Raw genomic sequence first — 22,668 nt, 5'->3', positions numbered from 1 at the left:
TCCGCATGGATTTATCGATGTGGCGCATAAGTTCAGGGGTGAGGCCAGCATCTGAACTTATTTATCCGTGATCCGCATGTGCCGGCGCCGACAGGGAACGACACCGCCACCAAGCAGGTCAGTCCGACAGACCTACTGCGATCCGAGAAACTCGATGATCGTCCGCCGTTCTTCGGCATTGTTGTATCGCTGCGTCATCCGCGTGCCACGGACCATGGCAGTAGGATTGCTAAGGAAGGTCTCCAGCTGTTCGGGTGTCCAGGTGATCCCGGAGTCCCGAAGCGCAGCAGAGTACCTAAATCCCTCGACGGTGCCGGCTGCTCGACCGACCACGCCCTGCAGATTGGGGCCAACGCCGTTTCGTGGCGTTGTGATCTGATGGCAGGCACCGCAACGTTGCTGAAACAGCCTCTGACCCGGCGCGGCGTCCGCCTCCTGAGAGAAGGCAGGGGCCGCAAGCCCTGCCGAAAGAAGAGAGCCGAGAAGCGCTATAATCACGTATTTCAACCGTCGACTCCCTTGAGATCGAGTTTGGAGAGCGGCAGGCTGCGAACGCGCTTACCTGCCAGGACGGAGACGGCATTTGCGACCGCCGGGGGTACGCCCGGCAAGCCGGGTTCGCCGATGCCGCCCATCGGGGCACCGCTTTCCACGATCCGCACATGGACCCGCGGCATGCGATCCGGCGTCAGGATCGGATAGCCGTCATAGTTGCGGGCCTGCGGCGTGCCGTCGACATAGACGACCTCCTCGAGGAGAGCGGAGGAAAGGCCGAGGGAAACGGCCGAATTCACCTGGGCCTCGATGATCGCGGGATTGACGATGCTTCCCGGATCAATCGCCACCCAGACGTCATGGACGATGATCTCGCCTGACTGCAGGGACACTTCGGCAATCGTCGCGACCTCGCTGCCAAAGGGTGAGGCCATGGCCACGCCACGGGCGCGGCGCGTGCCGTCCTCAGCCGTGAACGGACCTCGCTGCCAGCCTCCGGAGAGTTCCGCGACGGCTTCCAGCAGCTTTCTATGCCGCGGGCTGTCGGCAAGCAGGCGACGCCGCAGTTCATAGGGATCCCGCTGACCCGCATCGGCCATCTCGTCGAAGAAGGTCTCATAGAAGAAGTCGTTCATAGAGTGGCCGACGGAGCGCCAGAAGCCGATGATCGCCGGATCGTCCACGTGAATCTGGCCGACACGCCGGTTGGGGATGGCGTAGACCTTGCCGGCGATGCCCTCGACGGCAGAACTGTCGACCTTGTCCGGCTGGCGACCGAACCAGCGGCCCGTAGGCCCCTCTCCGGCCGCGACGGCGGCGAGCGCTACCGGCATTCCGTTGCCGTCCAGTCCGGCGCGGAAGCGCACCGCAGCCATGGGCCTCAATGCGTCGCGCAGGAACTCCTCCTCGCGGCTCCAGATCAGTTTGATCGGGCGGCCAACAGCCTTGGCGAGCTGGATGGCCTGCGGGAAAGGATTGGCCGTCTGATAGAGGAAATGCCGCCCGAAGAAGCCGCCGAGCATCGGCGAATGGATGATGACCTTCTCAGGCGCGATCCCCGCCAGCTTCGCCGCCTCGGCTTGGAACATCTCGGGCGCCTGGTTGGGAATCCAGAGCTCGAGCGAACCGTCGTCGTTCCAACGTGCGAGCGCCGATGGCGGCTCGAGCTGTCCATGAACCAGATAAGGCGCGTCATAGGCCGCCTCCACCACGCGCGCGGCGCTTGTTAGCGCGCTCTGAACATCTCCCTCCGTTTCATAGGCAACGCCGTCGCCGCTCGCCGCCTTCAACTTCGCCATGTGCGCCTCTGTGGAGAAGTCGGTCGGCATGGCATGCGCTGTTCCGGCAGCATCGGTCCAGGTCACCTGCAGAGCTTCGACCGCCATGCGGGCGCGCCACCAGCTGTTGGCGACCACTGCAACGGCGCCCGGCAGCCTGTGAACGGAGTGGACGCCGGGCATTCCGCGCACGTCGGCTTCGTTCTGCAACGCACCCGGCTCGCCGCCGAGACGCGGGCTGTGCTGCACGGCCGCATGGAGCATGCCATCAACGTTCAGGTCGATCGCGTATCGGGCCTTGCCCATAGACTTGTCGCGCACATCGAGCCGTTCGACCGGCTTGCCGATCCAGCGGAAGTCGGCGCGATCACGCAGCACGACCTCGGTCGGGATGGGCAGCCCGGCGGCCGCATCCGCGACCTCACCGTATGGAATGGTTCGGCCGGAAGCGGCGTGCACCACGCGGCCGGGCTCGGTCGAAAGCTCAGATACGGGCACGCCAAGCTGTGCCGCGGCGGCCTGCAACAACATCTGACGCGCGGATGCCCCGAGCCGGCGCATTGTCTCATAGCTCATGCGGACCGACATGCTGCCGCCGGTAAATCGTCCGCCGCCGGTCAGGAGATAATCGGGACCGGGAGGTGCGCCCTCGACGACAAAATTGGCCGGATCGACGTCCAGTTCTTCCCCGACGATCTGCGCCATGGCGGTAAAGATGCCCTGGCCTCCCTCGATGAAAGCGCTGCGGAACAAGACAGTGCTGTCGGGCCGGATCTCCAGAAAAGCAGCAACACGCGTTCCGGGCGTGATGGTTGCGGCCGCCGCCTGGGCCCTGGCTCTCCCGGCCGGCAGAGTGACGCCGAGCACGAGCGCGCCGAGCGAGGCACCTAGAAAGCCGCGCCGCGACAGCTTGAACGGCTTGCCGTTCTCACTGGTCGTGATTTCAGAGGCAAGAGGTGTCATGTCGTTCATGGCATACCTTTCAATCAAGCCTGAGCAGCCCGCCGGACGGCAGCCGCGATCGCGTTGTAGGTGCCACAGCGACAGAGATTGATCATCGCTCCTGCGATGTCCTCATCGGTCGGTTGAGGGCTCTGCTTCAGGAGGGCCGTCGCTGTCATGACCTGGCCCGACTGGCAGTAGCCGCACTGCGGCACCTGACTAGAAACCCATGCCTCGACGACCTTCTGGCCTACCGGGTCTCCGGTGATGGCCTCGATGGTCATGATCTCGGAACCCGCGACGCTTTCGACCGGCGTGACGCAGGAGCGCGTCGCCTGCCCGTCGACGAGCACGGTGCAGGCGCCACAGTGCGCGAGTCCGCACCCGTATTTGGTGCCAGTCATCCCGAGTTCATCACGAAGAACCCAGAGCAACGGCGTATCCGGCTCGATGTCGACTTGGTGCTTCGTCCCATTGATGGTGAGTTCCATGGCGGTGTCCTAAATCCAGTTCGCGCGAAAACGGGTATCGAAACAGGGAGCGGACTGTTTCAGAGGGGGACGGTAGCAAAAGCGATTTCTATGGATTAGTGGCCTCATTTCTCTTAGATTTATCGATGAGAACCATAAATCGAAAAGCGAGTACCCGGCGATGGCCAAGGAAGACTTCAATGACCTGCTATGGTTCTTGGCCGTGGCGGAGGAACGGAGTTTCACGAAGGCGGCTGCAAAGCTCGGCGTAACCCAATCGACGCTCAGCCACACGATCAAGCGCCTGGAAACGCGCATGGGCCTCAGGCTGTTGGCCCGGACCACCCGCAGCGTTGCATTGACGGAAGCTGGCGAGCGCTTGCTTCAATCGCTAGCGCCTCGGGTATCCGCCATACGCGATGACCTCGCGGCACTCACGGCCCTTCGTGACAAGCCGTCCGGCACGGTTAGGATCACGCTGTCTGATCACGCTCTAGGGCGCATCGTCTGGCCCAAACTGGAGCCGATCCTTTCGCAGTATCCCGACATCAAGCTTGAACTTAGCGCGGACAACGGTTTGCGGAATATCGTGGAAGACGGGTTCGACGCAGGCATCCGCCTCGGCGAGAGCATCGAGAAGGACATGATCGCGGTCCGAATCGGACCCGACTGGCGCCTTCTGGCAGTCGCCTCGCCACAATATCTGGCAAATCGCCCGCTACCGCAGCATCCCCAGGAACTGATCCAGCACAACTGCATCAACCAGCGCCAGACAACAGGCGGAGGGCTTTATGTCTGGGAATTCGAGAAGGACGGGCAAGAGCTGCGCGTCAGGGTCGACGGACAATTAACCTTCAACAGCTCCTACTCCATTGTCGACGCCGCCGTGAAGGGTCACGGCATAGGCTATGTGCCGGATGACCTTGTGAAGGAACACATTACGGCGGGGCGCTTGGTGCCCCTGCTTGAGTCCTGGTCGCCTCCTTTCGCCGGTTACTTCATCTATTATCCAAGCCGACATCAGAACTCCCCGGCATTCAAGGTCGTGGTCGATGCGCTGCGGTACCACGCCGGCTGATATCTGGAAAAAGCCAACTTGCCGCCCAGCCCAGGCGACATGATGCAAAATCGGCCGTTTCTGCCTGCCACCAGCTTTCCGACGCGAGAACAGAGTAGCAATCGGCATTTATTGAACAGGCCGATAAGGCTTATCGGTCGGCACCTACTAATCACCCCTGCTCAGCGCCCTAGCTGAACCAAACGCACAGGTGGAACGTTCCGCCGTTTCGAGGATTCGGCGTTTGCGGATTGTTGGACAGCCGCGCCGCCCTTGACCTTCCATCATCAAGACATGGAGCTGGATATGCAAAGTCCTGGCGCACTCGAAATCTCGCGGCGCGACCTCTTGGTCGCCTCCGCCGCTACCGTCACGGTGGCGAGCGCATCCTCGCTCGGTCACGCGCAGACGAATCCCCCCGCCGCATCTCAGAGCACGAAAGTCGGCTTCACGGTAAACGGTGAGCGCCGCGAGCTCCGGCTCGACAACCGAACGACGCTTCTCGACGCGCTCCGAGAGCACCTTCATCTGACGGGCACCAAGAAAGGATGCGATCACGGCCAATGTGGAGCGTGCACCGTCCTCATCGACGGACGCCGGATCAATGCCTGTCTGACGCTCGCCGTCATGCATGAAGGCGACAATATCACCACGATCGAGGGGCTGGGGCAGCCTGGTAACCTTCATCCGATGCAGGCCGCTTTCGTCAATCACGACGGTTTCCAATGCGGCTACTGCACGCCCGGCCAGATCTGTTCCTCCGTCGCGATGCTCGAGGAGATCGAGGCCAATATTCCGAGCCATGTAACGAGCGACCTGACCGCGCGCGCCGAGGTCACGCCCGCCGAAATCCGGGAACGCATGAGCGGCAATATCTGTCGTTGCGGCGCCTATTCGAACATCGTCGAAGCCATCACCGAAGTTGCGGGGAGGAAGGCATGAGAGCTTTCACCTACGAGCGCGCCTCTACGACCGAAGCGGCTGCAAAGGCCGCGGCCAGCAAGGAAGGCGCGAAATTCATCGCCGGCGGCACCAATCTCCTGGACCTGATGAAGGTGGAGATCGAGACGCCGGCCCATCTGATCGATGTCAACGGTCTCGGATTGGACAGCATCGAACAGACGCCGGAAGGCGGCCTCAGGATCGGCGCCCTCGTCCGCAATACGGATCTTGCGGCCGACGAAAGGATTCGCCGCGACTATCAACTTCTGTCGCGGGCCCTGCTTGCCGGGGCATCGGGTCAGTTGCGCAACAGGGCGACGACCGCAGGCAACCTGCTTCAACGCACGCGCTGTCCGTATTTCTACGACACCAATCAACCCTGCAACAAAAGGCAGCCCGGCAGCGGCTGCGCAGCCCTTGCCGGCTTCAGCCGCCAGCTTGGTGTGATCGGCGTCAGCGATGCATGCATCGCCACGCATCCAGGCGACATGGCAGTGGCCATGCGCGCGCTCGACGCCGTCGTCGAGACCGTTCATCCGGACAGCACGACGCGCAGCGTTCCTATTGCCGATCTCCATCGCCTTCCGGGCGACACCCCGCATATCGAGCACGTCCTTGAACGGGGCGAGCTGATCACGGCGGTCGTCCTTCCTAAGCCGGTTGGCGGCAAGCAGATCTATCGCAAGGTCCGTGACCGCGCCTCCTACGCCTTCGCACTGGTCTCCGTCGGCGCCGTCGTGCAGCCGGACGGCACCGGCCGCGTGGCGATCGGCGGCATCGCACCCAAACCCTGGCGCGACGAAGCTGCCGATAGAGAGCTTCCGAACGGAGCGAAAGCCGTCACCGCCAAGCTTCTCGCAAACGCCCGTCCGACGGAACAGAACGCCTTCAAGCTCACGCTCGTCGAACGCACGCTGAGTGCGGTTCTCGCCGAGGCAAGGGGGTAAGACAATGAAGTTCGACACACCAGCAACGACGAACCCGATCGATCAGCTCAAGGTCGTCGGCCAGCCCATCCGCCGCATCGACGGCCCGCTCAAGACGACGGGCAAGGCGATCTACGCCTACGAATGGCATGATCCGAACACCCGCTATGCCTATGGCTATATCGTCGGCTCGGCGATCGCCAAGGGGCGGATCAGGTCCATGGACGTCACCGCCGCGAGAAACGCTCCCGGCGTGATCGCCGTCGTCACTTCCGACGGCATAGGTGAACTGAAGAAGGGCGAGTTCAACACCGCTAAGCTCTTCGGCGGTACGGAGATCCAGCACTACCACCAGGCCATTGCCGTCGTTGTCGCCGAGACCTTCGAGGAGGCCCGCGCCGCCGCTCAGCTCGTCAAGGTCGACTATGCCGAGGAGAAGGGTGTGTTCGAGCTGGCGGCGGCAAGGGACACCGCCGTCAAGCCCGAGGAGGACGAACCGGATTCCGCCGTGGGCGATTTCGATGGGGCCTTTTCGGCAGCACCGGTCAAGCTCGACCAGACCTACACCACTCCCGACCAATCGCATGCGATGATGGAGCCTCATGCCTCAATCGCCGCATGGAACGGCGACGAACTGACGGTCTGGACGTCGAGCCAGATGATCGACTGGTGGCGAACCGATCTCGCGACGACGCTCGGGATCGACAAGGAGAAGGTCCACATCATGTCGCCTTTCATCGGCGGCGGGTTTGGGGTGAAGCTCTTTCTTCGCTCCGACGCGGTGCTGGCGGCGCTTGCGGCGCGCGAAGCCAAGCGGCCGGTGAAGGTCGCCCTGCCCCGCCCGTTCCTGATGAACAACACCACGCACCGCCCGGCGACGATCCAGAGAATTCGGATCGGCGCGGGCCGCGACGGCAAGATCACCGCGATTGCGCATGAGAGCTGGTCCGGCGATCTTCCGGGCGGTGGCCTCGAAGTCGCCGTTCAGCAGACGCGCCTGCTTTATGCCGGTGAAAACCGGATGACCGCGATGCGCCTTGCGACGCTCGACCTTCCGGAAGGCAATGCCATGCGGGCTCCGGGCGAGGCGCCGGGCATGATGGCGCTGGAGATCGCGATGGACGAGATGGCCGAGAGGCTCGGTCTCGATCCGGTCGAGTTTCGCATCATTAACGACACGCAGGTCGATCCCGAGAAGCCGGAGCGGCCGTTCTCGCACCGCGATCTCGTCGGCTGCCTGCGCACGGGAGCGGAGCGCTTCGGCTGGCAGAAGCGAAGCAAGCAGCCGGGCGGCCGCCGCGATGGAAATTGGCTCGTCGGCCTGGGTGTCGCATCGGCATTCCGCAACAATCTTCTGGTTCCCTCCGGAGCCCGCGTCCGCCTCGACCGTGAGGGTGTCGTCACCGTCGAGACCGACATGACCGACATCGGCACGGGCAGTTACACGATCATCGCCCAGACCGCGGCGGAGATGCTTGGCGTGCCGGTCGACAAGGTTGCGGTCAGCCTGGGCGACTCGCGCTTCCCGGTTTCATCCGGCTCGGGCGGGCAGTTCGGAGGAAACTGCTCCACGGCGGGCGTTTACGCAGCCTGCGTCAAGCTGCGCGAAGCCGTGGCGCAAAAGCTCGGTTTCAACAATGCCGATGACCTCGTCTTCGCCGGTGGCGAAGTTCGGTCCGGCGACCGCCGCATGCCCCTTACGGAAGCCGCCGGCGATGAAGGGCTCGTGGCCGAGGACAGCATCGAGTTCGGCAAGCTCGCCGAGACCCATCAGCAGTCCACCTTCGGCGCGCATTTCGTCGAAGTGGGCGTAGATGTGGCGACCGGCGAGACTCGAATCCGGCGGATGCTCGCCGTCTGTGCTGCAGGCCGCATCCTCAATCCGATCACCGCACGCAGTCAGGTGATCGGAGCGATGACAATGGGCGTTGGCGGTGCTCTTACGGAGGAGCTCGTCGTCGACAAGGAGCGCGGCTTCTTCGTCAACCATGACCTCGCCGCCTACGAGGTGCCGGTACATGCCGACATCCCGCACCAAGAGGTCATCTTCCTCGACGAGACCGATCCGATGTCGTCGCCGATGAAAGCCAAGGGCATCGCCGAGCTCGGGCTCTGCGGCGTCGCGGCGGCCGTCGCGAATGCGATCTACAATGCAACCGGCGTCCGGGTACGGGATTATCCGATCACGCTCGACAAGCTGATCAAGGACCTTCCGGAACTCAGCTAGATGATGATGAGTTCTGGTCGGATCGCCGCCATGCGTCCGCGCCTGGCGGCCCCGGCCGTCGACTGCCCGCCACGCCGGCTTCAAGCCTGTCGCAGCCCCGAGAGAAACTCGTCGCACCAGCGATAGACGTCGTGCTTACGAAGCCGGGTCATCATTGCGTTCCAGCGTTCCACCCGCGCATCCAGCGGCATGACGAGGGCCCTTTCGATGGCATTGGCCACGGCCTCAGGATCATAGGGATTGACGAGGATCGCTCCGTCCAATTCCCTGGCCGCGCCGGCAAAGCGTGAGAGGATGAGGACGCCGGGATCCCGCGGGTGTTGCGCGGCGACATATTCCTTCGCCACGAGGTTCATGCCGTCGCGGAGCGGCGTCACCAGCCCGACGCGCGCCATGCGGTAGAGGCCGGCCAGTTCCCTGCGCTCGAGGGACTGGTTGATGTAATGCACGGGCATCCAGTCGATGGTTCCGAGTTCGCCGTTAACGCGGCCGGTCAGTTCCGCGATGTCCTTCTGCATCGCCAGATATTCCGGAACTTCCGTGCGGGATTTTGGGGTGATCTGCAGCAGAAGCGTCTTGCCGACGCGATGAGCGTTTGCGTGCAGGAACCGGCGGAAGGCCTCGATGCGTTGGTCGATGCCCTTGGAATAATCGAGGCGATCGACACCGATCGCGACGTCATAGCCTTCGATCCTCCTGTAGGTCATCCGCAGTGCCTTGTCGCCCGCGGATTGTTCGGCCAAGATCTCGAACTCGGCGGTGTCGATGCTGATCGGAAAGACGCCGCAGCGGAAGACCCGTCCGTACGCACGGGCGTAACCGCCTTCGAGCAGGTCGCCGCAGCCCTCGCGGCGCAGGCATTCGGCAAAATTGCTCAGGTCGTAATCGGTGTGGAAGCCGACGAGGTCATAGGACGAAAGCCCCCGCAGCAAGGTGTCGTAGATCGGTACGGTGAAGAGGATGTCCGCAGGCGGCCACGGGATGTGCAGGAAAAAGCCAATGCGGTTGCGGCAGCCGCGCTTGCGCAGTTCTTCCGCCAACGGAATCAGGTGGTAGTCGTGCACCCAGATGACGTCGTCCTCCTGAAGAAGCGGCATCAGGAGGTCCGCGAAGAGGCGGTTGACGCGATAATAGCCGGACATCTCATGCCTGGCATATTCGGCCAGATCGACACGGCAATGGAAAATCGGCCAGAGGACCCTGTTGGCGAAGCCGTTGTAGTACTCGTCGAGATCCTTCTGGGCGAGATCCGTGAGCGCATAAGTGATGCCGCCAGCCTCCCGCATGCCTAGCGTCGGCGGCTCATCTTCCTTTCCTTCAGGTTTGACCTCTCCCGACCAGCCGATCCACAGGCCGTCTTGCCGCTTGAGCGCGGCGTTCAACGCAATGGCCATTCCACCCGGCGGAGGGGAGCCGTCCTTGTCGGGCAACGGAACCCGGTTCGAAACCACGATCAGTCTAGCCATGGCCGTTCCCTGGCGGCCGGCGAACGACAGACGCGAGAAGCCGACGCAACTCCGTCGGCGAGCCGAGCCGCGCGCTCGCGACCGTCGGAGCGGCGTCGTCCCCGATACGGATCGCCGCGCCGCCGGCCGCGGTCGCCACCGCAAACATTCCTTCATCCGTCAGATCGTCGCCGATAGCGATCGGCCACCGTCCACGGAAGGGTGCGATGGACATGAATTCCTCAAGGGCCCTGCCCTTGCCGGATTGCACAGGCTTCAGCTCGACGACCATCTTGCCCTGTTGCAGTATCCAGCCGCCGCCGGTGCTCACGGCCGCCTCTTCCATCAAGGCGTCGACGTCGCCCTTGCGATGAGGGGCGAGGCGATAATGCAGGGCGATGGCCGCGCCCTTGTCCTCGAAGACCACGCCTTCAAGGCCCTCCGCGCGGGCATGCAGCTCTTCTTTCACGGCGAGGAAATCGGCAGAAATCGTTGCTTCGATAAATCGCCCGTCAGGCAACCGCATCTCGGCGCCGTGCAGGCCGGCCACGGGAAAAAGGTGAGGCTGCAACAAGGCGTCGACGCGGGCGATGCTACGGCCGGTGACCAGCGCCACGGCTCCGCCGAGTTTCGCGGCAAGCTCCGCAAGCTGATCCGGAAGCTCGCGCGGGACGATGATGGCCTCCGGCGTCGGAGCAATGTCGAGAAGCGTGCCGTCGATGTCGAGATAGAGTGCCGAGCGGCCGGGTTCCCGCTCGATCATGGAGAGGATTTCCACGGCCGCCGCCATGGGCCCGGGGGCTGACGGCCGGTCCGGGCGTGCCGCCTCGCTCTCATCTTCCGTGCTCATCGCAAGCGATATAGGGCGAGTTCTTTGCAACGGCAACCGTGCCGGCATCGATTGCGCAGGTCGGCGGATTGCTCTTGAAGCGGTCGAAGCAAGGACTAGATCATAACCTGTTGCCCCCCGGCCGCACTCTCCGCGGCTGGGCATCGCACCCGGACGGTGGCAGGTTCCTCTCCTTTTTGGCTCCGGTCCGGGGCCGGCGGCTTTTTGAAGCGCCGGCAATGCGCGGCCGGCGTGTCGCTGATCGTCTGAACTTCGCTTGCTCAAAGGAGTTTGTTCATGAAGATCGCGCAGATTGCACCGCTATTCGAAAGTGTGCCACCGAAGCTCTATGGAGGAACCGAGCGGGTCGTCTACAGCCTTACGGAAGAGCTCGTTCGGCAGGGCCATGATGTCACGCTCTTTGCCAGCGGCGACTCGATCACATCGGCAAAGCTCGTTCGCTGCTCGAACATGGCCTTTCGGTTGAACCCTGCGGTTCAGGATCCGATCCCCTACCACATGGTGATGCTTGAAGAAGTCCGCAGGCAAGCGGGCAACTTCGACATCCTGCACTTCCACATCGATCTTCTGCACTTCCCGCTCGTTCGAGGCTTGGCCAGCAAAACCGTGACGACGCTGCACGGCCGGCTCGATCTACCCGATCTCAAGCCTTTCTACGCCTCGTTTCCGGATGTTCCCCTGGTTTCCATTTCGGACGACCAGCGAAAGCCGATGCCGCCCGTCAATTGGGTCGGCACGGTATATCACGGGCTGGCGCCGGATGCCCTTCCGTTCACCGGGCATCCGAAAGGCGATTATCTCGCCTTCCTCGGTCGCATCTCGCCGGAAAAGCGGCCCGACGTCGCGATCGAAATTGCTGGTCGCGTCGACATGCCGTTACGGATTGCCGCCAAGATCGACAGGGTCGACGAGGAATATTGGAGCCGTGCGATCGAACCGCTTGTCAAGCGGCATTCGAATGTCGAGTTCATCGGAGAGATCAGCGAGCATCAGAAGGCCGAATTCCTCGGAAATGCCCGCGCACTCCTCTTTCCCATCGACTGGCCGGAGCCCTTTGGACTGGTGATGATCGAGGCCATGGCCTGCGGCACGCCGGTGATCGCTTTCCGCTGCGGCTCCGTAACGGAAGTTCTCGACCACGGCATCTCCGGCTTCATCGTCGACAGCACTGAGGAGGCGGTGAACGCGGTCCGCGATCTCGATAAGCTCGATCGACGAACGGTCCGGGCGACCTTCGAGGAGCGCTTCACCGCACGGCGCATGGCGAACGACTATCTCGATATCTATCGTAGCCTCGTCGGCGGCCGTCAAAAGGTCATGCCGATCAATGCAACGAACGGAAGCGGAACCCTCACCGCCTTCACCAGGATCGCCTGAAGAGGATGCGACGGAGACGGAAGCTATGAAAGCCAAGCTCGCCAAGGCTTCGCAAGGGCCGGCCGAAGTCGTCCCCGACGAAGCGAATACGGGAAACCTCGAGCCCGTAACAGCCTCGCGCTATGAGCGAAGCTCCAGATCGTTGAAACACGGCGACACCTTCGCCGTGTTCGACCATAACGGCGATGCGTTCGCCTCTCCGGGCAATCCGGAGGGAATCTTCCATCGCGACACCCGCCATCTCTCGCACTTCGCGCTCACATTGAACGGCGCTCGGCCGCTGTTGCTGAGTTCTACTCTGCGAGACGACAACGCGACCCTCGACTGCGATCTCACCAATCCGGCTCTGGTGCTCGATGCCGGCGGCGAGAAGCTGAAGCACGACCTCATTCACGTGCGGCGCACCCGTTTCCTGTGGCAGGACGCCTGCTATGAGCGTCTCATGCTGCGAAACTATGATGAAGTGCAGAGGACGCTGAAGGTCGAGATAGCGTTCGCCGCCGACTTCGCCGACCTCTTCGAAGTGCGCGGCACCCCCAGACAGCGCCGCGGCACGCATCATAGTCCGCTTGTCGGCAATGGGCGGGTCCTGCTGGTTTACGACGGCCTCGACGGCCGCACCCGCAGCACGGCCCTGCGCCTCGACCCGGAGCCGCAGACGCTCTCCGGCCAAAAGGCGAGTTTCATCGTCACGCTCGCGCCTCACCAGGCGCAATCGATTTTCATCGAGATCGTCTGCGATGGCCGCCAGGAGAGCCGGAACCCGCCGTCCTTCACCTTCTTTCTGGCGCTTCGCGACGCCAGAAGAGCGCTGCGCTACACGTCCTCGCGGGCCGCCGCGATCGTCACCTCGAACGCCGTGTTCAACGAGGCGGTGAGACGCAGCGTCACCGATCTCCATGTGCTGCTCACCGAGACGCCGGAAGGTCCCTACCCTTACGCCGGCATCCCCTGGTTCAGCACCGCTTTCGGCCGCGACGCGCTCATCACCGCGCTCGAGACCCTGTGGCTGGACCCGGAAATAGCAAAAGGCGTGCTCAGACATCTCGCAGCCAACCAGGCGACCGACTTCGATCCTGCCGCCGATGCGGAGCCCGGCAAGATCCTGCATGAGATTCGCTATGGCGAAATGGCGGAACTCGGCGAAGTGCCTTTCCGGCGCTACTACGGCAGCGTCGATTCGACCCCCCTCTTCATCATCCTTGCCGGCGCCTATCTCGATCGCACCGGCGATCTGCAGACTGTGCGAAACCTCTGGCCACACCTGCTTGCGGCGCTCGACTGGATCGATCGCTTCGGTGACCGCGACGGGGACGGCTTCGTCGAGTATGGAAGCCGGACCGCGAAGGGCCTCGTGAACCAGGGCTGGAAGGACAGCCACGACTCGGTCTTTCATGCCGATGGCAGGCTGGCCCACGGGCCGATCGCGCTTGCCGAGGTACAGGCCTATGTCTACGGCGCCTGGCAGGCCGCGGCCCGCCTCTCGCGCAAGCTCGGCCATGTCGAGGACGCGCTGAAGTTCGAGCAACGAGCCGACAATCTGCGTATCCACTTCGACAAGGCCTTCTTCGACGAGGAGCTCGCGACCTACGTGCTGGCGCTCGACGGCGAGAAGAAGCCCTGCCGGGTCCACTCCTCCAATGCAGGCCATGCGCTCTTCACCGGCATCGCCTTCCCCGAACGCGCCGGAAAGATCGTCTCGACGTTGATGGCGCGATCCTCCTTCTGCGGCTGGGGCGTGCGCACGATCGCCGCTTCGGAGGCGCGCTACAATCCGATGAGCTACCACAACGGCTCCGTTTGGCCGCATGACAATGCACTGATCGCAGCAGGCTTCGTGCGCTATGGCTTCCGCGCCGAGGCAGCCAGCATCTTCGAGGGCCTGTTCTCGGCATCGACCTATATCGACTTGAGACGTTTGCCGGAGCTCTTCTGCGGTTTCGCGCGCCAGCGCGCACGGGGTCCGACCTTCTATCCGGTTTCCTGCGTGCCGCAGGCCTGGGCGGCGGCCGCGCCGCTCTATCTGCTGCAGTCGATGATCGGCCTCGGCTTCGATCCGGACAAGGGGCACGTGACCCTTAACGAGCCGACGCTCCCGCCCTTCCTCGACGAGGTCGTACTGAAACGGCTGCGGATCGGACCGGGACTGGCCGACATAGCGCTCCGGCGTTCAAGGTCGCAGGTGGTCGTCGACGTCCTGGAACGCAAGGGAGGCGTGAAGGTGCTGACGACGAACTGATGGTCGCAGCACCCGCCCGGAACTCGCGTCCCGCACGCGCACCAGGCGAGATAGGTCAAGTTGTACGCTTTTTCTGCACGGCCATTTAAACCGTCTCGGCTACCGTGCTGCGCATCAGGTCCCGGAACCCAAGGAGTTCTAGCCGTGAAAGCGCAAACAAAGATTTCGACAGGGCTGGTCGGCGGCCGCAACGGCACCGGGCAATACATTCTCGCTCTGTTCCTTGCGGCGATGGTGTCGGGATGTTCGTCGACGACTGTTGAGCGCGTCGAGACCTCTTCCGTGACCAGGCAGGTCGGCTATGCGGCACCGGACAAGACGCTTGCGCCGGACAAGCCGGCCGCGACCCAAAGGGCGGTCACGCTGGTGCGCGAGAGCTATCTCGGCCGCGCCCCCTATATCTGCACGCCGAGCGGATTTGGAAAGACGTCTCGCTGCTTCCTTCGATAGGGGCGGAGTTGCGCCGCCGCGCCGGGGGCTCATCTGCGGAACCGGATTGTGCTCCGGCGTCGGCACTGCGCAACTCCTTCGGCGAGCTTCACTCGCCGATTCGGGCCTGGATGGTCTCCAGCCGATCACTCACATAGTTGCCGCGGCGGAGCTTCGTGAATTCGTCGCCTGACCTTGGTCGTGCGTGCTTGAAGACGTACCACTCTCCATCGGGCTCGCGTTTCTGGTAGATGACGCCGCCCCGCTTGCGGTGACTGAAGCAGGTGGTTGCGGGGGCGGAGCCGCTCTTGGCGTGCCAGTCGGCCGTGAAGCAGAGCTTTCCCGGTTCGGTTATGAACCAGCGGCCGACACCATAGGACGGGGCGCCCTTCTCCCTGGACCAGGCGGTGAACCGGCGCTGCCGTACCGAGAAATAGCCGGCACCCTCTTTCCATATCCAGGATCTTTGGCCGTAAAGGTTGTACAGTTCCGTATGCGTGAGCGGCGCGGCGATCTTGCCGTCTGCTCGCCGCGCAGCCGCCTCGGCGATGGAGGTGCCTCCGCCGATGCCGGCGGCAACGGCGGCAAGCAACGATATTGCGCGAAGTATCGATTTCATCTCATGCCTCCTGTCGGGCTGCTGTTTGCTAGTTGATGATTTCGCGGACGACCCGCCAGTCGGGCCGGCCGAAGCCGCGCGGCCAGGGATAGATCTCGCGGTCGTTGAAGTAGACGACTGCTGTCAGCTCCGGGAACTCGGCATGGCGCTCAGCAACGCTTGTCGCCCAGCTTTGCACGTAGGAGGCATCCCCCTCGTAGCCGAGTTCGGCGACCATGATCGGCTTGCCGTAATTCTTCACGCGGCCGTAGCCGGGCGCCAGTCGTTCCGAGAACGTCTGGTCGCGGCCGGTCGTGGCTCGATCGTAGGGCTGGTAGCCGAAGACCGAGAGCCCGATGATGTCGACGACGTCATCGCCCGGATAAAAGGCCTCCAGCCCCTCGTTGCCCTTGGGGGACCACATGAATTTCGCGGTCTTCAGATGCGTCCGGCAGACGTTCACCATACGCCGGAAGGCCGCTTTGAAATCCGCGCCCCGCCAATGCGACCAGGAGAACTGGTTGTCCGTCTCGTCCATTTCCTGGCCCCAGCGGATGATGACTGGGCTTTTCAGCGCAGCGGCGGCGGAGCAGACCTGAGCCATGTTCTCGTCCCGTTCGCCGCTGAGGATGGTGCGCAGCAGCTCCTCTTCGGTCAGTCGCCATTCCGGCGACCAGGACCACGGCTCGATCGTGACCAGGAGGGTGCGTCCGCGCTCCCGCGCGTAGTCGTCGGCGAGCGTCAGCGTCGACAGATCGACGTCCTCCCAAGGCAGGAAGAGGTGTTCTATCTTGGAACTCCCTGGCTGGCCGAAATCGCCATGCGGATCGTAAGCCCCGAAATCGATCGACGCTTCCGTCAGCACGGGCCGCTTGTCCGACGGCGTCGCCATCGTCGGCGAATTCAGCTCCGGAATGCCGCGCGGGATAGTGGCCGCGAGCACGGTGCCCGAGAGCAGCAGGCCGGCGAACGTGAGGGCAATCGCCTTTGATTTCCTGTTCATTGCACACCTCCAAGCTCGTTCGCCTCGGCTTGCGGGCGAACGCTATGCGTTGCTGATTTCGTTTGCTTTTTGACGAGTTCCCGGATGGCCGGGAGTCTCGCACCGACCAGGTCCTCGTCGACCAGTCGCTTGAACTCGTCGTCGATGGCCGGCTTCGCATGTCTGAAGACGTACCAGTCGCCGGCGGGCTCTCTCTTCTGATAGACGGTGCGGCCAGCTATCCGATGGCTGAAGCAGGTCTTGTCCTTTGCGACGGCGCCTTGGCTGTGCCAAACCGCCTTCAGGCAAAGTTGACCACGGTCATTGACGCTCCAGCGGCCTTCCGCCCAGGTCGCTCCCGTTTCCGACTGCGCGCAGGCCTTGAAGAGGCGGCCTTCGTCCTCCATGCGGCCGGCGCCGTTTTCCCACTTCCAGGTCTTGTCCCGGAAGATCAGGTAGACTTCCGCGGCGGTCATGACGCGTGCCTTTCCGGGAAGGACCTCGGCCGACGCGGGCGATTGGCCAAGGAGAGCGAGCACCGGAGCGACGCGAAGGAGCAGGAATCTGCCGCTGCGTCCCCTTTTTCGATCGAGCGAAGCTTTTGCCGTCATGGTCCTCTCCTCAGAGTGCAGTGCCGTTGGACTGGATGGAAATCCAGCGCGGCCGAAAGACGATCTTGCGCAAGGCGGTGCCGCCCTGGCCGGCGCCCGCCACCGCATAGCGCTCCTCGAAGAGGCGGAGATGCCCGGTCCCGAAGGCGAGCGCTTCGAGCCCATCCTTGCCATGCTCCGCAGTTGCGATGCCGGGCAGTGCGACGAGCGCCAGCAGCCCGGCGCCCATCGCCGGACGATAGAAGCGGGAGGCAATGGCGACCGCGTTCTCTCGCGAGTGCCGGGCGACGATGACCAGCAGAAGGAGGCAGTAGATCGCGGCGTTCAGGATGGCGAAGAGGTAGAAGCCCTTGGCCCTGCCGGCATCCTCGATGAGGAGAACCGGCAGCACTGCCGCAACGGCGAGAAAGACGTAGGGTGCGATCATGCGGAGGGGCAGCGGATCGACCTCGGAGGCTCCCTTCGGAGTGACGCGGAAATCGACGAAAGACCCGGTCAGCCAGTCGCGCAGGGCCGCGACCGCGCCGGCAAGCGCCCAGGGCCACCGCGCAAAGAGGAAGAGCATGCATTCCCAGCTCAAGACCTTCGCATCGTAAGGCCGGAAGCAACCGCTTGCCCGCCAGCGATAGGCCAAGAGGACGAGAACGGTCGAAAGCGGTGCGAAATGCGCCAGAAAATCGGGATAGGTCACCGCCACGAAGGAGTCCCGAAGTGCAAGCGCAACGATCGGCATTGCGAACATCGACGCCATGAAGAACGCGAAGAGCGGATACCAAAGCTGCGAGAAGATGAACTGGAACTTCAGCCTGAGCGGCAAGCGACCGACCAGACGCGGCGACCATTCGAGGAGCAGCATGACGAGGCTGCGCGACCACTGGAACTCCTGGGTCACGAGATCGCCGAAGGTGCGCGGTCCGTCGCCATGGGCGATCGCGTCTAGCGCATGCACGCCACGCCAGCCGCCCGCGTTCATCATCAATGTCGTCGAATGATCCTCGGCCAATTCCGGACCGAGCCCGCCGATATCCTTGAGCGCAGCCGTGCGCACCGCGTAGTGCGAGCCAATGCAGAGCGGCGCGAGCCCGCCATTATAGCCCGCCTGCAGAGCGCCGTGCATGCTCGCCTCCGCGTAGAGCCGGCCGCGCGCGGACCAGCTCTCGGACGCGTTTCGGTCGCAGATGCTCGGCGCCGAGACATAGCCCACCCGCGGGTCGGCGAAGGGGCGCAGCATCTGGAAAAGATAGCCGGGCTCGGGCACATGGTCGGCATCGAGCTGAGCGATGAAATCATAGCGGTCGTAGCCGTAATGATCGTAGAAGAAGGCGAGATTGCCTTCCTTGCAGCGCGTGCGTCTCGGCCAGGAGGTCCGGTGGTAGTCCGGGCGCCCCTTTCGGGTCGAGACGAGGACACCATGCCTGCGGCACCAGTCGAGCGTCGCCTCGGAAGGATCCTCGTCGGCAAGCCAGGTGTCGTGCGGCACATCCTGGGCAAGCATCGCCTTCAGCGTCTCGGAAACGACCGAAAACGGCTCCGACGGCGCTTTGGTCACGACCATGGCGACGCGGCTGCCGGCCGGCAGGCGCAGCGGACCGTTCGGTTTCGCCGCGCGGTAGAAGACAATAATGAAATAGGCGGGAAGAAGGGTGACCCAGGCGAGGACTGCCGTCACGGCAAGGCTCCCGAAGGTGCTGACATGGTGGCGCGGCTCGAGCCACCAGCCCCAGAAATGAACGAGGCTGGCGGCCCAGAGCCCGGCCCCCGCCAGATATTCCGCCCGGCGATATCCGGTAAGCACCCGCACGAGCAGCGGCTCGCCGGTTTTCGCGGTTTCTTTCCCTCGCTTTTCGGTAAGGCGGATCACGACCGTGCCTCCAGTCCGAAGAATGGCGCGGCGGTGCGGACGATCGTCTTGAGATCGGAGTGTTGCGGCAGGAAGCCGAGAGTTTGATAGGCGAGGCTGGCATCGGCATAGAGGACCGGCGGGTCGCCGGCCCGGCGCGGGCGGAACACGACCGGGACGTCGCGGCCCGTCACTTCGCCGACCATGCGAAGGACTTCCCTGATCGAGAAACCGCGGCCGGTGCCCAGATTCACCGCCAGGTTCTGGCCGCCCCTGACGAGATGTTCGTAGGCGAGCACATGAGCGCGGGCGAGGTCGGTCACGTGGATGTAATCGCGTATGCAGGTCCCATCGGGCGTGTCGTAGTCCTCGCCGAAGACCTCAAGATGCGGGATCTTGCCGGCGGCGGCCATGAGCGCGCGCGGAATGAGGTGGGTCTCCGGATCATGCCACTCGCCGAGGTCGCCTTCGGGGTCGGCGCCGCAGGCATTGAAGTAGCGCAGCGACACATAGTTGAGGCCGAAGGCCGCCGCGAAATCGGCGAGCACGTGCTCCGCGATCAGTTTCGTCCTGCCGTAGGGATTGATCGGCGCCTGCGGCGTCGCCTCGTCGATCGGCAGCACCTCGGGTACGCCGTAGGTGGCGCAGCTCGACGAGAAGATCACCTTGTTGAGGCCCACCTGCCGGCACGCATCGAGGAGCGAAAGCGTCCCGCGGACGTTGTTGCGGTAGTATTTGGCAGGGTCGGCCACCGACTCGCCAACATAGGCCGACGCGGCGAAATGGATGACGGCGTCCGGCAGGTAGTGTTCCAGCACGTCCGCGAGGCGGATCGCATCGAGTATGTCCCCCTGGACGAAGGGTCCCCAGCGTACCGAGCTGCGATTTCCGGTCGTCAGGTTGTCGTAGACGACGGGTTCAAGACCCTCCAGGCGGAGAAGCTTCGCGGTGTGGCTGCCGATATAGCCGGCACCACCCGTCACGAGGATACGTCGCGCGGCCATTAGACTGACTCCGGGACTTTCCGGTCGGACCGGGACAGAAGCGCGTCGAAATAGCGGATGGTCTGTCCGAGGCCTTCCGAAAGTTCGACTTTCGGGCGCCAGCCGAGCTCTTGTGTTGCGAGCGAAATGTCAGGGCGACGTTGGCGCGGATCATCGACCGGCAGCGGCCGGCGGACGATCTTCGAGCGCGAGCCGGTCAACTCGACCACCCGTTCGGCGAGTTCGCCGATCGTGAACTCTCCGGGATTGCCGAGATTGACCGGACCGGTGAGCGACGGTGCCGACGCCATCATGCGGATGAAACCGTCGATCAGGTCATCGACGAAGCAGAAGGAGCGCGTCTGCGAGCCGTCGCCATAGATGGTGATGTCCTCGCCCTTGAGCGCCTGCACGATGAAGTTCGAAACGACGCGGCCATCGTCCGGGCGCATCCGCGGACCATAGGTGTTGAAGATGCGGACGATCTTGATCTCGAGGCCATGCAGCCTGTGGAAGTCGAAGAACAGGGTTTCGGCGCTGCGTTTGCCCTCGTCGTAGCAAGAGCGCGGACCGAAAGGATTGACGTTGCCCCAATAGCTTTCGACCTGGGGATGGACGTGCGGGTCGCCATAGATTTCCGAGGTCGAGGCCTGGAAGATGCGGGCCCGCCGCCGCGCAGCGAGGTCGAGCAGGTTGAGCGACCCGACGACACAGGTCTTCATCGTCTGGATAGGATCGGTCTGATAGTGCGGCGGCGATGCCGGACAGGCGAGATTGTAGATCTCGTCGACGTCGAGGTCGATCGGTTCCACGATGTCATGCGCGATGATGCTGAATGTGCCAAAACGCTTCAGTTGAGCGATATTGCGTCTCAGCCCGGTTGAGAAGTTGTCGAGGCAGATCACCTCGTGACCGGCGCCAAGAAGATGCTCGCAGAGATGTGATCCCAGGAAACCTGCGCCGCCCGCAACGAGGATTCGCTTCCGCATTTCCCGGCGCCGCAGCGATTCACTCTCTTTGTCCAAGTTTGGGAAAGTGTTTTTGAAGTTGTTTCGGAAATAGTTCACGGAAAAACCCTCGCACTCTTTCGACGTTATTTGCGAAATGCCCCCCATCGGGCGCAATAATTAGGTAATCGAAATGGTGACCTTCAAAATTACCTTAAATCCCAGCCGTCAATGTTGTGAACCGACTGTGGTTATTTGATACAATCATCGGAGGTGTTTGTCGTTATCACGCAATCCCGATAGTTATCCTGCCGTGCATTTCTACTTAAAACGGGGTATAAGCGGGAACTCCTGGGTGTGATCGATCGATTCCTTTCCACCCAGAGGCGAGTATTCCGGGCGGGCCCTCCGCCTGCGCGGGACGATGATCGTCTGCGCTTCACCCTTACGGCGATCCAATGGACTGGAGGAGTTGCATGAACAAAGACTCCGGATCGGAAGATAACTCTGCCGAGGGGGCCACATGGCCGACCCACCTGGAACGGCGCCGTTGGCCCCGTGAGCCGGCGGTCCGGAGGCAATCCCGACCGCGCGCCTCACCAACACTCGTGCCCACGCGTTTTTCGACGCATGAGCTGCCGAAGGCGGAGCAGTTTTTCTCCTGGCACGCCCACATGGCACCGCTTGTGGATGTGCAACTCCCCGAAGGGATATCGCCGGACGACGGTTTCCCTGTCGAGCAGGTCGGCTGGCACCTCGGCGAGTTGCTCGTCGTTCAGCAACGCGCGCCTGGATTCAGCTACACGCGCTCTCGATCCATGCTGCGCTCCAGCCCGATCGACCATTGGAACATCGGACTCGTTCGCAGCGGCCAGGCGTGGACCGAGGTCGACCGCCGCGTCGCGGAGGTCGGGCCGGGGGAGGTCTTTTTCCGATCGCTCGGCTATCCCTATCGCGGGCGCACGACGGAGGCTGAAACCATCCTTCTTTTCATGCCGTATGAATTGCTGGCGGACGACGCGAGCATGCTCGAGCCAGCCAACAATTCCGTCTTGTCCGGCAGCCTGGCCGATCTGCTCGTCAATTATATCAACGGCATGGAAGCCAACCTCGACAACATCACCGTCGAGGAGGTGCCGCGCATCGTCCGCACGATACGCGACATGGTCGTCGCCTGCGTGGCCGCGGTGAGGCCGGAGACGGGAGGGCCACAGGCGAAAATGGGGGTGATGGAGCGGGCGCACCGATACATTCATCTCAACCTGCAATCGCCCGAACTGACGCCCGAGACGATCTGCCGCGAGCTCGGCATTTCGCGCACGCGCCTCTATCAATTGTTCGAGCCGAGTGGCGGCGTGCTCAACTACATCCGCAGACGCCGTCTCCTGCAGGCCTATGCGGACCTCAGCGACCCGACGAACAATCGGCCCATCGCTGAAATCGCCGAGGCCGCCGGTTTCGATGTCGCCGCCAATTTCACACGCGCGTTCAGCCACGAATTCGGGGCGAGTCCGCGCGAGATTCGCAAGGCTGCGGCCGCAGAACGGCCGGTGGCACCGGTACCCCTCCCCGAGCGGCACGGCGGAGCCACGATCGGCGATTGGCTCAAAGCCGTCCGGAGGTAAAGCAAGATCTGCCGCGGCGCAGCACCAGCGACATGATCGGCACGGGACAGCTCCCGTCAGGTCAGTCTAAGATCGACGCCGGGATGCAGTTTCTTCAGGTTCGGCAGTGACTTCGACTGCCAGGGAAACTCCGAGCTTCCCCTGACGGTGAACTGGATGTTCGGCCGCTTGCGCGCTTCGATCGTGAGCTTCGCGAGCAGGTTGATCCCGGACGAATTGAGAAACTGCAAGCCCGTGAGGTCTATCGTCATTCGATCCGGTTCGGTCTCGAGAACATTCATCACCAGAGACAAGATCGGGGCGTAGGCCTCGGTGCTGGGCAGGCGCATGGTCCCGTCGAAATAGATGTCTTTGCCTTCCGACCAAACGCGATATTCGTCTTCCTTGACTTCCATTTTGTCGCCCA

Annotated in this window: 20 protein-coding genes; 8 read left to right on the top strand and 12 right to left on the bottom strand. The window is 63.2% G+C overall.

What is annotated here, in order from left to right:
- Positions 1-132: 132 nt before the first annotated feature.
- The 3 genes from M728_RS24810 to M728_RS24800 are packed head-to-tail and all read right to left on the bottom strand — an operon-like array spanning position 133 to position 3,205.
- Positions 133-507 carry a cytochrome c family protein gene (locus M728_RS24810; RefSeq protein WP_026621954.1) on the bottom strand — a complete coding sequence of 125 codons (375 nt, stop codon included), beginning with the start codon at positions 505-507 and terminating at the stop codon, positions 133-135.
- Positions 504-2,744, bottom strand: coding sequence for a xanthine dehydrogenase family protein molybdopterin-binding subunit (locus tag M728_RS24805; protein WP_026621953.1), 2,241 nt, complete (start codon positions 2,742-2,744; stop codon positions 504-506). Before M728_RS24805 ends, M728_RS24810 begins: the two co-directional genes overlap by 4 nt.
- Positions 2,745-2,758: 14 nt before the next feature.
- A complete protein-coding gene (locus M728_RS24800; protein WP_026621952.1) occupies positions 2,759-3,205 on the bottom strand; it encodes a (2Fe-2S)-binding protein in 447 nt (148 codons plus the stop codon).
- Positions 3,206-3,365: 160 nt separating this feature from the next.
- On the opposite strand from M728_RS24800, the gene M728_RS24795 reads away from it, so the two are divergent.
- The 4 genes from M728_RS24795 to paoC all read left to right on the top strand — a co-directional run bounded on the left by M728_RS24795 (position 3,366) and on the right by paoC (position 8,336).
- Positions 3,366-4,262 (top strand): LysR family transcriptional regulator, encoded by an 897-nt coding sequence (locus tag M728_RS24795; RefSeq protein ID WP_026621951.1) that lies wholly within the window; start codon positions 3,366-3,368, stop codon positions 4,260-4,262.
- Between the two features lie 285 nt (positions 4,263-4,547).
- Positions 4,548-5,183, top strand: coding sequence for an aldehyde dehydrogenase iron-sulfur subunit PaoA (paoA, locus tag M728_RS24790; RefSeq protein ID WP_026621950.1), 636 nt, complete (start codon positions 4,548-4,550; stop codon positions 5,181-5,183).
- Entirely contained in the window at positions 5,180-6,130 is a 951-nt protein-coding gene (locus M728_RS24785) for a xanthine dehydrogenase family protein subunit M (RefSeq protein WP_026621949.1), read from the top strand. Before paoA ends, M728_RS24785 begins: the two co-directional genes overlap by 4 nt.
- A 4-nt stretch (positions 6,131-6,134) precedes the next feature.
- On the top strand, positions 6,135-8,336 hold the full coding sequence (paoC, locus tag M728_RS24780) for an aldehyde oxidoreductase molybdenum-binding subunit PaoC (protein WP_026621948.1): 2,202 nt from the start codon (positions 6,135-6,137) through the stop codon (positions 8,334-8,336).
- An 80-nt stretch (positions 8,337-8,416) separates the two neighbouring features.
- On the opposite strand, the gene otsA is transcribed toward paoC, so the two are convergent.
- A complete protein-coding gene (gene otsA / locus M728_RS24775; protein ID WP_026621947.1) occupies positions 8,417-9,802 on the bottom strand; it encodes an alpha,alpha-trehalose-phosphate synthase (UDP-forming) in 1,386 nt (461 codons plus the stop codon).
- A complete protein-coding gene (otsB, locus tag M728_RS24770) occupies positions 9,795-10,571 on the bottom strand; it encodes a trehalose-phosphatase (protein ID WP_026621946.1) in 777 nt (258 codons plus the stop codon). Before otsB ends, otsA begins: the two co-directional genes overlap by 8 nt.
- A gap of 336 nt (positions 10,572-10,907) precedes the next feature.
- On the opposite strand from otsB, the gene M728_RS24765 reads away from it, so the two are divergent.
- From M728_RS24765 to M728_RS24755, 3 genes are all read left to right on the top strand, one after another.
- Positions 10,908-12,008, top strand: coding sequence for a glycosyltransferase family 4 protein (locus tag M728_RS24765; protein ID WP_026621945.1), 1,101 nt, complete (start codon positions 10,908-10,910; stop codon positions 12,006-12,008).
- Positions 12,009-12,033: 25 nt separating this feature from the next.
- The gene (locus M728_RS24760; protein ID WP_026621944.1) at positions 12,034-14,247 is read left to right on the top strand and encodes an amylo-alpha-1,6-glucosidase; all 2,214 of its coding nucleotides are present in this window, start codon (positions 12,034-12,036) and stop codon (positions 14,245-14,247) included.
- Positions 14,248-14,391: 144 nt separating this feature from the next.
- On the top strand, positions 14,392-14,697 hold the full coding sequence (locus M728_RS24755; RefSeq protein WP_026621943.1) for a hypothetical protein: 306 nt from the start codon (positions 14,392-14,394) through the stop codon (positions 14,695-14,697).
- Positions 14,698-14,785: 88 nt separating this feature from the next.
- On the opposite strand, the gene M728_RS24750 is transcribed toward M728_RS24755, so the two are convergent.
- From M728_RS24750 to M728_RS24725, 6 genes are read right to left on the bottom strand one after another with little or no spacing between them, the layout of a single operon-like run.
- On the bottom strand, positions 14,786-15,295 hold the full coding sequence (locus M728_RS24750) for a DUF995 domain-containing protein (RefSeq protein ID WP_026621942.1): 510 nt from the start codon (positions 15,293-15,295) through the stop codon (positions 14,786-14,788).
- Positions 15,296-15,323: 28 nt separating this feature from the next.
- The gene (locus M728_RS24745) at positions 15,324-16,277 is read right to left on the bottom strand and encodes a glycoside hydrolase family 26 protein (protein WP_026621941.1); all 954 of its coding nucleotides are present in this window, start codon (positions 16,275-16,277) and stop codon (positions 15,324-15,326) included.
- Positions 16,274-16,867 (bottom strand): DUF995 domain-containing protein, encoded by a 594-nt coding sequence (locus tag M728_RS24740; protein ID WP_026621940.1) that lies wholly within the window; start codon positions 16,865-16,867, stop codon positions 16,274-16,276. The genes M728_RS24745 and M728_RS24740 overlap by 4 nt, the downstream gene beginning before the upstream one ends.
- Positions 16,868-16,877: 10 nt before the next feature.
- Positions 16,878-18,728 (bottom strand): glycosyltransferase family 2 protein, encoded by a 1,851-nt coding sequence (locus tag M728_RS24735; RefSeq protein ID WP_051440971.1) that lies wholly within the window; start codon positions 18,726-18,728, stop codon positions 16,878-16,880.
- Positions 18,725-19,711: a UDP-glucose 4-epimerase GalE gene (galE, locus tag M728_RS24730; protein WP_026621938.1), complete on the bottom strand. Its 987-nt coding sequence runs from the start codon at positions 19,709-19,711 to the stop codon at positions 18,725-18,727. Before galE ends, M728_RS24735 begins: the two co-directional genes overlap by 4 nt.
- A complete protein-coding gene (locus M728_RS24725; RefSeq protein ID WP_245269741.1) occupies positions 19,711-20,679 on the bottom strand; it encodes a UDP-glucuronic acid decarboxylase family protein in 969 nt (322 codons plus the stop codon). The genes galE and M728_RS24725 overlap by 1 nt, the downstream gene beginning before the upstream one ends.
- A gap of 434 nt (positions 20,680-21,113) precedes the next feature.
- On the opposite strand from M728_RS24725, the gene M728_RS24720 reads away from it, so the two are divergent.
- Positions 21,114-22,262: an AraC family transcriptional regulator gene (locus M728_RS24720; RefSeq protein ID WP_026621936.1), complete on the top strand. Its 1,149-nt coding sequence runs from the start codon at positions 21,114-21,116 to the stop codon at positions 22,260-22,262.
- Between the two features lie 56 nt (positions 22,263-22,318).
- Here the strand turns inward: M728_RS24720 and M728_RS24715 are convergent, their stop codons facing one another.
- The gene (locus M728_RS24715) at positions 22,319-22,657 is read right to left on the bottom strand and encodes a hypothetical protein (RefSeq protein WP_026615758.1); all 339 of its coding nucleotides are present in this window, start codon (positions 22,655-22,657) and stop codon (positions 22,319-22,321) included.
- Positions 22,658-22,668 lie beyond the last annotated feature (11 nt).

Source organism: Ensifer sp. WSM1721 (assembly GCF_000513895.2).
Classification (GTDB): domain Bacteria; phylum Pseudomonadota; class Alphaproteobacteria; order Rhizobiales; family Rhizobiaceae; genus Sinorhizobium.
Note: the sequence above shows the minus strand (reverse complement) of the source record. Positions and strands in the feature narration are given on the sequence as shown.

Excerpts from the sequence above, each read along its gene's own strand:
- M728_RS24805 (WP_026621953.1), bottom strand. The coding sequence starts at position 2,744 with ATGAACGACATGACACCTCTTGCCTCTGAAATCACGACCAGTGAGAAC.
- M728_RS24800 (WP_026621952.1), bottom strand. The coding sequence starts at position 3,205 with ATGGAACTCACCATCAATGGGACGAAGCACCAAGTCGACATCGAGCCG.
- M728_RS24795 (WP_026621951.1), top strand. The coding sequence starts at position 3,366 with ATGGCCAAGGAAGACTTCAATGACCTGCTATGGTTCTTGGCCGTGGCG.
- paoA (WP_026621950.1), top strand. The coding sequence starts at position 4,548 with ATGCAAAGTCCTGGCGCACTCGAAATCTCGCGGCGCGACCTCTTGGTC.
- M728_RS24785 (WP_026621949.1), top strand. The coding sequence starts at position 5,180 with ATGAGAGCTTTCACCTACGAGCGCGCCTCTACGACCGAAGCGGCTGCA.
- paoC (WP_026621948.1), top strand. The coding sequence starts at position 6,135 with ATGAAGTTCGACACACCAGCAACGACGAACCCGATCGATCAGCTCAAG.
- otsA (WP_026621947.1), bottom strand. The coding sequence starts at position 9,802 with ATGGCTAGACTGATCGTGGTTTCGAACCGGGTTCCGTTGCCCGACAAG.
- otsB (WP_026621946.1), bottom strand. The coding sequence starts at position 10,571 with ATGGCGGCGGCCGTGGAAATCCTCTCCATGATCGAGCGGGAACCCGGC.
- M728_RS24765 (WP_026621945.1), top strand. The coding sequence starts at position 10,908 with ATGAAGATCGCGCAGATTGCACCGCTATTCGAAAGTGTGCCACCGAAG.
- M728_RS24760 (WP_026621944.1), top strand. The coding sequence starts at position 12,034 with ATGAAAGCCAAGCTCGCCAAGGCTTCGCAAGGGCCGGCCGAAGTCGTC.
- M728_RS24750 (WP_026621942.1), bottom strand. The coding sequence starts at position 15,295 with ATGAAATCGATACTTCGCGCAATATCGTTGCTTGCCGCCGTTGCCGCC.
- M728_RS24745 (WP_026621941.1), bottom strand. The coding sequence starts at position 16,277 with ATGAACAGGAAATCAAAGGCGATTGCCCTCACGTTCGCCGGCCTGCTG.
- M728_RS24740 (WP_026621940.1), bottom strand. The coding sequence starts at position 16,867 with ATGACGGCAAAAGCTTCGCTCGATCGAAAAAGGGGACGCAGCGGCAGA.
- galE (WP_026621938.1), bottom strand. The coding sequence starts at position 19,711 with ATGGCCGCGCGACGTATCCTCGTGACGGGTGGTGCCGGCTATATCGGC.
- M728_RS24725 (WP_245269741.1), bottom strand. The coding sequence starts at position 20,679 with ATGCGGAAGCGAATCCTCGTTGCGGGCGGCGCAGGTTTCCTGGGATCA.
- M728_RS24720 (WP_026621936.1), top strand. The coding sequence starts at position 21,114 with ATGAACAAAGACTCCGGATCGGAAGATAACTCTGCCGAGGGGGCCACA.
- M728_RS24715 (WP_026615758.1), bottom strand. The coding sequence starts at position 22,657 with ATGGAAGTCAAGGAAGACGAATATCGCGTTTGGTCGGAAGGCAAAGAC.